Here is an 8,520-nt window from a genome sequence, read left to right on the forward strand (position 1 = left end):
CGCAAAACGCAACCCGCCCGTTGCTGTCGCAGCAACGGGCGGGTTGCGTTTTGCGCGGGGCGGGCGGCAGCGGCCTGCCATCTCGGTGGGTCAGCGGCGGAGCCGCACCGTGTCGGTGGATCAACGGCGGGAGCCGGATCGTGGCGTAGGGTCAGGGGACATGCCGAGCTCATCCGTCTCCTGTCCCTGTGGTTCCGCGTCCGCGTATTCCGAGTGCTGCGGGCCCTACCACTCCGGCGCCACCGCCGCGCCGACCGCCGAGGCGCTGATGCGCTCCCGCTACGCGGCCTTCGCCCAGCGCGACGCCGCCTATCTGCTGCGCACCTGGCATCCGGAGACCAGGCCGCCGCGCGTCGACTTCGACGGCGGGCTGACCTGGACCGGGCTGCAGATCCTCGGCACCGCGGAGGGCAGCCCGTTCCACCGGACCGGCACCGTCACCTTCGCCGCGCGCTACCGCCGCGACGGCGACGGCACCGGCGAGATGCGCGAGCGCAGCCGCTTCGCGCGCCACGACGGCGCCTGGGTGTACGTCGACGGGGACGTGTCGCGCTCCTGAGCGGAAAATCCGGTGCGCTGCCGGCCCCATCCGGCCTAGCCTCGAAGGGCACTTGGGGATGAAGTGTTACGGCAGCACAGCGGATTCCAGACCCGCGGGCCGGGGTTCGACTCCTCGCATCCCTGCGCGACCCGCCGCGGCTCACGCCGCCGCGGCGGCCTCCGTACGCAGCGGGGACAGCGCGCGCGACCAGGCGAGCAGCTCGTCGACGAGCTCGTGCACCTCGGGGACGTGCAGCTCCTGCGGCTTGAAGACGGTCATGTCGGCGAAGTCCTCGCGGAGCGACAGCGCCACCTGCGGGCCGATGTCGGCCATCCGCAGCCGGCCCGCCTGCGCCCGCAGCTCCTGTACGGCCGTGACGGCGCCGTAGACCCCGTAGCCGACGTAGGCGACGGCCTTGCCCGTCCACTCCCGGTAGAGGTAGTCGATGGCGTTCTGCAGCGCCGCCGGGGGGCCGGCGTTGTACTCGGGCGTGATGAACACGAACGCGTCGCAGGCGCCGACCCGCTCGGCCCAGCGGAGGGTGTGCGGATTGGAGCCCGGCGCCCCCACGGCCGGGATCGGCTCGTCGAGCAGCGGCAGCTGGAAGTCGAGCAGGTCCAGGATCTCGAATTCGGCGGCGTCGCCCGCGTGTGCCGCGGCCACGTCCCGTACCCAGGTGGCGACCTGCTCGCCATTACGGCCCGGGCGGGTGCTGCCGATGATGATGCCGACCTTGGTGGTCATGCTGTGCGTCTCCCTCGATGAGCGGTATCGCTTACGCAACCGACGTTAGACAGCGGAGGGCGAGACGATCCATGCATGACGATCTCAGTTTTTTCAGCGATCGTCTCACCCTGGTCGTATGGGTGAGACTCGCTTACTCTGGGCCCCATGGACGTCCTCAGCAGCGTGATCAACGGGATGCGCACCGGTCGGCCGGTCACGTATCGCGTGGAGTGCCACGCGCCCTGGGGCCGTCGCTTCCCCCGCCAGTCGGGCGTGAGCCTGCATGTGGTGCTGCGGGGGAGCTGTTCGCTGCTGCCCGCGGACGGCGGCGAGCCGCTCGCCCTGGAGATGGGTGACGTGGCGCTGCTGCCGCACGGCCATGCGCACGCGATGGCGCACGCGCCCGACGCGCCGCTGGAGGAGAAGGAGTGCGTGCTGTCGGGTGAGCACTGCACGCCCGACGGGCAGGCCGTCGTCATCGGCGACCCGGCCCCCGGCGGGGAGCCGGCCGCCGAGCTGGTGTGCGGCGTCTATCCGCTGGAGCAGTGCAACAGCCACCCGGTGCTCGAGCAGCTGCCGGAGTCCATCCACCTGCGCGCCCGCCTCGGCCACCACCCCGGGCTGCGCGCCGCCGTAGACATGCTCGCCGCCGAGCTGGCCGAGCCGCAGCTCGGCGGGCATGCGCTGCGCTCGTCGCTGTTCGACGCGGTGCTGATGTACAGCCTCCGCTCCTGGTACGCCGAGTCGTGCAGCGGCCACACGGGCTGGGGTGACGTGCTCACCGACCCCGTCGTCGGCCGCGCCCTGGAGGCGATGCACACCCACCCGGAGCGGCCCTGGACGATCGAGTCGCTCGGTGCCCATGTGGGGCTGTCCCGGGCGGCGTTCGCCCGGCGCTTCACCGGTCTCGTCGGTCAGGCGCCGCTGGCGTATCTCACCTGGTGGCGGATGTCGCTCGCCGCCCGGCTGCTGCGGGACACGGACGCGCCCGTCGCGGACGTGGCGCGACAGGCCGGGTACGGGTCGGAGTTCGCCTTCGCCGGCGCCTTCAAGCGCGAGTACCGGACGACCCCGGCGCGCTACCGGAAGCGGGAGGCGGCGGCGCCGCGCGCGGTGTCCTGAGCCTTGACCGCAATGCCTGGGCGAGCACGCCGCACACCGCTCCCCACGCCGCGTTGGTGAGGCACACCATGACGAGGGCGATCGGGTTCGTGAGCGGGCCCTGCAGCTCGCCCTCGAGGATGGGGGAGAGGACCGCGGCCAGGAGCGTCGAGGCGAGGGCGTAGCCGATGCCCGCCGCGACCAGCTGCAGCACCGGCTCGCGGACCCGGCTGCGTGCCGTCACGCCGATCCAGACCACGGAGATGACGGCGGTGAGAATCAGCGGCGTGGCCGGCTTGCCGAGCGCGTCGCTCCAGCCCGCGATCGAGAACAGCGGCCTGATCAGCGCGAATGCGGCCAGCCCTGCGACCAGCGGCCAGTGCGGGCGGGCGAGTGTGGTGTTCATGCTTCCGAGAGTGCGGTCCGGTACGGGCGGCCGGCATCAGCCTGCGGAGGACACCTGGCGTACTGCAGGGGTTGCGTTCTATGACGGCTGTCATGATACTGGCGGCTATGACACTGGTCATAACGGAGCCCCCGGCCCAAGTCGCCGCACCCTGGCGCATCGATGCCGCCGACCCGGCGGACGGTCCCGCCCTGGACGCCCTCTTCGCCGCCTCCTCGCGGGAGAGCGTCTGGCGGCGCTTCTTCGCCCCGTATCCGACCCTGCCGCCCGCCTATCGCAAGGCCGTGCTCGCGGGCGACCCGTACGAGCACGACGCCGTCGTCGCCCGGCTGCCGGGCGGCGGTCTCGCCGGCGTGGCCAGCCTGGTGCCCGACCGGCGCGCGGCCGCGGGCACGGCCGAGCTCGGCGTCCTCGTACGCGACGACTGGCAGCGGTGCGGAGTGGGCCGCGCGCTGGTCGAGGCGCTGCTCGAGCGGGGCCGGGAGCGCGGGGTGCGGCGGGTCGTCGCCTCGGTGCTCCCCGGCCGGTCGGGGCTGCTGCGAGCGTTCTCCCGGCATCTCGAACTGGAGCGTGCCGTCCGCGACTCCGACGCGCTGACCGGCGTCTATAGGCTGTAGTGCAGCTGTCAGAAGCGGAGGTCGGTCGATGGCGAAGCGGGAGCGCGGCCCGCGCGAGCGCATGGTGATGAGCGCGGCCGAGCTGATCCGGCGCGACGGGGTCAGCGCCACGGGCGTACGCGACGTGGTCGAGCACGCCGGGGCGCCGCGCGGCTCGGTGCAGCACTACTTCCCCGGCGGCAAGGTGCAGCTGGTCAACGAGGCGGTGGCGTGGGTCGGCAGCTATACGGCCCGGCGCATCGTCCGGTACGTCGAGGCGCTGGAGCGGCCGACGCCCGGCGCGCTCTTCACGGAGATGACGGACAAGTGGGCCGCGGAGCTGACCGCCACCGGCTTCGCGGGCGGCTGCACCATCGCCGCGGCGACGGTGGACTGGGCGGACTCGACCGAGTCGACGCGGACGGCCGCGGCGGCCGCATTCGCCGCCTGGACCCGCCCCCTGGCCGACGCGCTGACCGGCATGGGCGTCCCTGAGACGCGGTCCGAGGACCTCGCCACCCTCATGCTCTCGACCCTGGAGGGCGCGCTGCTCATCGCCCGCGCGGAGCGCGACGTACGGGCGCTGACGAGCGCCGCGCGTGAGCTTGCCCCGATGCTCGACGGCGCCGTGCCCTAGGAGGTCCTAGGAGGTCTTAGGAGGACGACCTGGCGTCGTGGGTGAGCAGCGCGAGCTGGACCCGGTTGGTGAGCTCCAACTTGGTGAGCGCGCTGGAGAGATGCGCCTTCACGGTGCCCACGGACAGGTGCAGGCGAGCGCCGATCTCCCCGTTGGACAGGCCCTCGGCCACCGCCGCGGCCACGTCGCGCTCCCGCTCGGTGAGCAGCGCTAGCCGCTGCCTGGCCTGATCGGCGCGGCTCGGGGCCTCGTCCGCCGCGTGGTCCATCAGTGCGCGGGCGGCGGACGGGGACAGCGCGGGCTCGCCGCGGGCGGCGCGCCGTACGGCCTCGACGATCTCCTCGGGCGCGGCGTGCTTGACCAGATAACCGGCGGCGCCCGCGCGCATCGCGTCGAGCACGAGCGCCGGGTCGTCGAAGGTGGTCAGCACCAGCACCTGCGGGGCGCCGTCGCCGGCCGCGGCCAGCCGGCGGGTGGCGGCGAGGCCGTCCATGACCGGCATCCGGATGTCCATGAGCACCACGTCGGGCCCGTGCTGCCGCACCGCCGCCACCACCTCGGCGCCGTCGGCCGCCTCGCCGACCACCTCGACGCCCTCGGCGCCGCGCAGCATCACCTTCAGCCCGGTCCGTACGAGAGCGTCGTCGTCGGCCAGCAGCACACGGATCATTCGTTACGTCACCTCGCGGGCCACGGTAGCCGGGCGCGCAGCGTGAAGGCGCCGTCCGCGGCGGTGGCCTCGAGCGTGCCGCCGTCGAGGCGGACCCGCTCGGCGAGGCCCGCGAGGCCGGCGCCGGTGCCCGGGATCGGCTCGGCAGCGGATGCGGTGGGGACGCCGTTGCGCACCTCGACCGTGAGGTCGCCGCCCCGGCCGCCGGTGAGCCGCACCGACACGGGTGCGCCCGGCGCATGCTTACGGGCGTTGGTCAGGCCTTCCTGCACCACCCGGTATACGGTCCGGTGCAGCTGCGGCCGCAGGTCCCGTACCGCCACCGGGTCCAGCTCGCTGCTCCAGGCCGCCTGCTGCCCCGCGGCCGTAGCGTCCTCGACGAGGCCGGCGATGTCGTCGATGCGCGGCAGCAGCGACGCCGGGCCGTCGGCGCCGTCCTCGGCGCGCAGCAGATACAGCACCTCCTGCAGCTCGTTGACCGCCTCGTGCGCATTGCCGCGGATCACCTCCGCGCTCTCGGCCACCTCGGCGCCGCTCAGCGCGGGCCCCGCACCCGCCTCCGCCTGCCGGGTGCGGTACGCCAGGGCGCCCGCGTGCACGGACAGCAGGGAGACGCGGTGGGCGAGCACGTCGTGCATCTCGCGGGCGATGGCCTGGCGCTCGGCGCGGCGCGCGTCGGCCAGCAGCCGCTCGTGCTCGGCCCGGGTCCGGCGGGCGTCGAGACGCAGTCGCTCCAGGAGCTGCCGCCGGGAGCGGAGGGCGTTGCCGACCGCGAAGGCGGTCAGCAGATAGGCCACCGCGAAGCCGGCGTCGAACCACTGCTGGTTCTCGGACTCGGACAGCAGCACCGAGGACGGCACCACGATCGCCACGTATGCACCGAGCATCAGCAGCGCGCGCCGCCAGGGCAGCCGCAGCGCGAGGCCCGACACCAGCACCGCGCCGGCGGGCAGCGCGCTGCCCGCCATCGCCACGGCCGGCAGCGCGAGCACGCCAACCGCGAGCGGGAAGTCGCGCCGCCACCACAGCAGCAGGCAGGCCACCAGGCCGAGCAGCGGATCCAGGTCCTGCTGCCACTGCGGCAGCCCGCCCTGCTCCTGCACGAAGCCGAGCACGACCAGGCCGAGGAACACCGCCGCGGCGAACACCCCCGCATCCCACGCCCAGTCGCGCGGGGTGCGCCGCTCCCGGGGTGCGGGGTGATCAAGGCCGTCGGACATGCCTTGAGCGTATGCGGGGCGTGCCCGCCGGCACCTCGGCTGATCGGCCAGAAGCGCCTCGGCCACCTGGCCAGGCCGCTCCGGATACCCGGCGGAGGCGCCGGGCGGCCCACGCTCCGTAGCGTCGATCACGTGGTCCACCGGGAGCCCAGGAGAGGTCAGCATGCACATCGATATCCGCCACAGCCCGTCGTTCGCCGTCGCCCGCATCGGGCTGGCCGCAGGCGAGAGTGTCCGCGCCGAGTCCGGGGCGATGATGGCCACCGCCGCCGCGGTCACCGTGGAGGCGAAGGCCGAGGGCGGGCTGATGAAGGGCCTCAAGCGCAGCGTCCTGGGCGGCGAGTCCCTCTTCATGTCGCGGCTGACCGCCGGCCCCGCGGGCGGCTGGGCCGACCTGGCCGCCCGGCTGCCCGGCGACCTGACGGCGATCGAGGTCGCCGGCGGCCTCAACCTCGCGCGCGGCGCCTGGCTGTGCCACGCGGAAGGCATCGACCTCGACACCAAGTGGGGCGGGGTGAAGAACCTGGCCGGCGGTGAGGGCGGCTTCCTGGTCCGGGCCGAGGGCAGCGGTCAGGTCCTCGCGTCCTGTTACGGGGCACTGGACCTGGTCGAGCTGGGCGAGGGCGAGCAACTGGTCCTCGACTCGGGCCACTTGGTCGCCTTCGATGACTCCGTCTCGTACGCCACCCGCAAGGTGAGCCGCGGTCTGATGCAGTCCCTGAAGTCCGGCGAAGGCCTGGTCTTCGAGTTCACCGGCCCCGGCCGCATCTGGACGCAGAGCCGCAACCCGAAGGAACTGGTCTCCTGGCTCACCTCCAAGCTGCCCTTCCAGCGGGGATGAAGGAATAACCCTGGCCTGCTCATCGGTTGATCGCGCGGGAGACGATGCGAGCGACGGAAGTGGTGGGCACGCGATGCAGGCGGTGCGGTTCGATGAGTACGGCGGGATCGATGTGCTGCGGGTGGAGGAAGTGCCGCGGCCGGTGCCCGGCCCCGATCAGGTGCTCGTCGAGGTGCGCGCGGCCGGAATCCAGCCCGGTGAGGTGAGCATCCGCACCGGCGCCCTGCACAAGCGCTGGCCGGCGGCCTTCCCCTCGGGGCAGGGCAGCGACCTGGCGGGCGTCGTGGTGGAGACCGGACCCGAGGTGCGTGGGTTCGCGGTAGGGGATGAGGTCCTGGGCTTCACCCACGGCCGGGCGAGCCACGCGGAGTTCGTCGTGGTGAATGACGTGAACCTGGTCTCCCGCCCGGAGGGGCTCTCCTGGGATGTCGCCGGCTCGCTGTACGTCGCGGGCACGACCGCCTACGCCTGCGTGTTCGCGGTGGACCCCGGGCCGGGGGACACCGTCGTGGTGTCCGGTGCGGCGGGCGGCGTCGGATCCCTCGCCGTGCAGCTCGCGCGGCGGCGCGGCGCCACGGTGATCGGGCTGGCGAGCGAGCGCAATCACGGCTGGCTGAAGGAGCACGGCGTCGTCCCGGTCGCGTACGGCGAGGGCGTCGCCGACCGGATCCGCAAGGTCGCCGGCGGCAGCGTCGACGCCTTCATCGACACCTTCGGCGACGGTTATGTGCGGCTGGCGGTGGAGCTGGGCGTACGGCCCGGGCGGATCAACACGATCCGCGACTGGCGGGCCGCCGCCGAGGTCGGTGCGCGGGCCTACGGGGAAGGCGCGGCAGCGAGCGCGGTCGTACTCGGTGAGCTGGCCAGAATGGCCGCGCGCGGGGAGCTGGAGGTGCCGGTCGCGCGCGTCTATCCGCTGGCGCAGGTGCGGGAGGCCTTCCGCGAGCTGGAGCTGCGGCACACCCACGGCAAGATCGTGCTCCGGCCGTAGCCACCGCCGCACTCCGGCGCAGCGGGCAACTCGCCCCTGCTAACGTGCGATGACATGACCAGCCTGCAGGAGCTTCTGCTCAGCCGTATCCAGGACGTGCCCGACTATCCCAAGCCGGGTATCACGTTCAAGGACATCACCCCGCTGCTCGCGGACGCCGCCGCCTTCACCGCGCTCACCGAGGCGCTCGCGGAGATCTGCCTGGCGCAGGGGGCGCAGAAGGTTGTCGGGCTGGAGGCCCGCGGCTTCATCCTGGCAGCGCCGGTCGCGGTGCGGGCGGGCGTCGGCTTCGTGCCCGTACGGAAGGCCGGGAAGCTGCCCGGTGCCACCCTCGGGCAGGCGTACGAGCTGGAGTACGGGACCGCCGAGATCGAGATCCACGCGGACGCCCTGGAGCAGGGCGACAAGGTCCTGGTCATCGATGACGTCCTGGCCACCGGCGGCACCGCCGAGGCCTCCGTTGAGCTGATCCGCCGGGCCGGCGGCGAGGTCACCGGGCTCGCCGTGCTGATGGAGCTGGGCTTCCTCAACGGGCGCGAGCGGCTGACGCCTGCGCTGGCCGGCGCACCCCTGGACGCGCTGGTCACGGTCTGACCCCCGACGCCGCATTACCGGCCGCCCGGCGAAGGCCCCGCCTCGACCGATACCATGGCACCCCGGCCTCCGATTGAACGCCGGGTGACTGCCAGGGAGTGCTCTTGCCAGACGAGGACCGGTCAGACGCCGCCGCGCAGCAGCCGGAAGCGGCAGGCGCGGCGGACGGCGCGGCGCGCCCCGATGCGGCCCCGACA

Annotated in this window: 11 protein-coding genes and 1 tRNA gene; 8 read left to right on the top strand and 4 right to left on the bottom strand. The window is 73.4% G+C overall.

Annotated features, from left to right (window positions below):
* Positions 1 to 160 precede the first annotated feature (160 nt).
* Together G5C51_RS37215 and G5C51_RS37220 are read left to right on the top strand one after the other, a co-directional pair.
* The gene (locus G5C51_RS37215) at positions 161 to 559 is read left to right on the top strand and encodes a YchJ family protein (RefSeq protein ID WP_165244527.1); all 399 of its coding nucleotides are present in this window, start codon (positions 161 to 163) and stop codon (positions 557 to 559) included.
* 54 nt (positions 560 to 613) lie between these two features.
* A tRNA-Trp gene (locus G5C51_RS37220) sits at positions 614 to 684 on the top strand.
* Positions 685 to 700: 16 nt separating this feature from the next.
* Here G5C51_RS37220 and G5C51_RS37225 read toward each other — a convergent pair.
* A complete protein-coding gene (locus G5C51_RS37225; protein ID WP_165244529.1) occupies positions 701 to 1,285 on the bottom strand; it encodes an NADPH-dependent FMN reductase in 585 nt (194 codons plus the stop codon).
* A 147-nt stretch (positions 1,286 to 1,432) separates the two neighbouring features.
* Between G5C51_RS37225 and G5C51_RS37230 the strand changes: the two genes are divergently transcribed.
* On the top strand, positions 1,433 to 2,389 hold the full coding sequence (locus G5C51_RS37230; RefSeq protein WP_165244531.1) for an AraC family transcriptional regulator: 957 nt from the start codon (positions 1,433 to 1,435) through the stop codon (positions 2,387 to 2,389).
* Here G5C51_RS37230 and G5C51_RS37235 read toward each other — a convergent pair.
* Positions 2,316 to 2,774 carry a hypothetical protein gene (locus G5C51_RS37235; RefSeq protein WP_206314728.1) on the bottom strand — a complete coding sequence of 153 codons (459 nt, stop codon included), beginning with the start codon at positions 2,772 to 2,774 and terminating at the stop codon, positions 2,316 to 2,318. The genes G5C51_RS37230 and G5C51_RS37235 overlap by 74 nt on opposite strands.
* A 107-nt stretch (positions 2,775 to 2,881) precedes the next feature.
* On the opposite strand from G5C51_RS37235, the gene G5C51_RS37240 reads away from it, so the two are divergent.
* The gene (locus G5C51_RS37240) at positions 2,882 to 3,391 is read left to right on the top strand and encodes a GNAT family N-acetyltransferase (protein ID WP_165244533.1); all 510 of its coding nucleotides are present in this window, start codon (positions 2,882 to 2,884) and stop codon (positions 3,389 to 3,391) included.
* A gap of 28 nt (positions 3,392 to 3,419) precedes the next feature.
* Complete coding sequence (locus tag G5C51_RS37245) at positions 3,420 to 4,007, top strand: TetR/AcrR family transcriptional regulator (RefSeq protein WP_165244535.1); 588 nt, start codon at positions 3,420 to 3,422, stop codon at positions 4,005 to 4,007.
* Between the two features lie 16 nt (positions 4,008 to 4,023).
* Here the strand turns inward: G5C51_RS37245 and G5C51_RS37250 are convergent, their stop codons facing one another.
* Both G5C51_RS37250 and G5C51_RS37255 read right to left on the bottom strand, forming a co-directional pair.
* The gene (locus tag G5C51_RS37250) at positions 4,024 to 4,677 is read right to left on the bottom strand and encodes a response regulator transcription factor (RefSeq protein ID WP_165244537.1); all 654 of its coding nucleotides are present in this window, start codon (positions 4,675 to 4,677) and stop codon (positions 4,024 to 4,026) included.
* A gap of 8 nt (positions 4,678 to 4,685) precedes the next feature.
* Positions 4,686 to 5,897 carry a sensor histidine kinase gene (locus G5C51_RS37255; protein WP_165244539.1) on the bottom strand — a complete coding sequence of 404 codons (1,212 nt, stop codon included), beginning with the start codon at positions 5,895 to 5,897 and terminating at the stop codon, positions 4,686 to 4,688.
* Between the two features lie 163 nt (positions 5,898 to 6,060).
* Between G5C51_RS37255 and G5C51_RS37260 the strand changes: the two genes are divergently transcribed.
* The 3 genes from G5C51_RS37260 (at position 6,061) to G5C51_RS37270 (ending at position 8,323) form a co-directional block, all read left to right on the top strand.
* A complete protein-coding gene (locus tag G5C51_RS37260; RefSeq protein ID WP_165244541.1) occupies positions 6,061 to 6,738 on the top strand; it encodes a TIGR00266 family protein in 678 nt (225 codons plus the stop codon).
* A gap of 73 nt (positions 6,739 to 6,811) precedes the next feature.
* Positions 6,812 to 7,729, top strand: coding sequence for an NADP-dependent oxidoreductase (locus G5C51_RS37265; RefSeq protein ID WP_165244543.1), 918 nt, complete (start codon positions 6,812 to 6,814; stop codon positions 7,727 to 7,729).
* 54 nt (positions 7,730 to 7,783) lie between these two features.
* Positions 7,784 to 8,323 (top strand): adenine phosphoribosyltransferase, encoded by a 540-nt coding sequence (locus G5C51_RS37270; protein WP_165244545.1) that lies wholly within the window; start codon positions 7,784 to 7,786, stop codon positions 8,321 to 8,323.
* The last annotated feature ends 197 nt before the right edge of the window (positions 8,324 to 8,520 follow it).

The organism is Streptomyces coryli, from assembly GCF_011044975.1.
Classification (GTDB): domain Bacteria; phylum Actinomycetota; class Actinomycetes; order Streptomycetales; family Streptomycetaceae; genus Streptomyces; species Streptomyces coryli.

What these genes read in the sequence shown, in the direction of transcription:
- G5C51_RS37215 (WP_165244527.1), top strand. Translation starts at nt 161, where the DNA reads ATGCCGAGCTCATCCGTCTCCTGTCCCTGTGGTTCCGCGTCCGCGTAT.
- G5C51_RS37225 (WP_165244529.1), bottom strand. Translation starts at nt 1,285, where the DNA reads ATGACCACCAAGGTCGGCATCATCATCGGCAGCACCCGCCCGGGCCGT.
- G5C51_RS37230 (WP_165244531.1), top strand. Translation starts at nt 1,433, where the DNA reads ATGGACGTCCTCAGCAGCGTGATCAACGGGATGCGCACCGGTCGGCCG.
- G5C51_RS37235 (WP_206314728.1), bottom strand. Translation starts at nt 2,774, where the DNA reads ATGAACACCACACTCGCCCGCCCGCACTGGCCGCTGGTCGCAGGGCTG.
- G5C51_RS37240 (WP_165244533.1), top strand. Translation starts at nt 2,882, where the DNA reads ATGACACTGGTCATAACGGAGCCCCCGGCCCAAGTCGCCGCACCCTGG.
- G5C51_RS37245 (WP_165244535.1), top strand. Translation starts at nt 3,420, where the DNA reads ATGGCGAAGCGGGAGCGCGGCCCGCGCGAGCGCATGGTGATGAGCGCG.
- G5C51_RS37250 (WP_165244537.1), bottom strand. Translation starts at nt 4,677, where the DNA reads ATGATCCGTGTGCTGCTGGCCGACGACGACGCTCTCGTACGGACCGGG.
- G5C51_RS37255 (WP_165244539.1), bottom strand. Translation starts at nt 5,897, where the DNA reads ATGTCCGACGGCCTTGATCACCCCGCACCCCGGGAGCGGCGCACCCCG.
- G5C51_RS37260 (WP_165244541.1), top strand. Translation starts at nt 6,061, where the DNA reads ATGCACATCGATATCCGCCACAGCCCGTCGTTCGCCGTCGCCCGCATC.
- G5C51_RS37265 (WP_165244543.1), top strand. Translation starts at nt 6,812, where the DNA reads ATGCAGGCGGTGCGGTTCGATGAGTACGGCGGGATCGATGTGCTGCGG.
- G5C51_RS37270 (WP_165244545.1), top strand. Translation starts at nt 7,784, where the DNA reads ATGACCAGCCTGCAGGAGCTTCTGCTCAGCCGTATCCAGGACGTGCCC.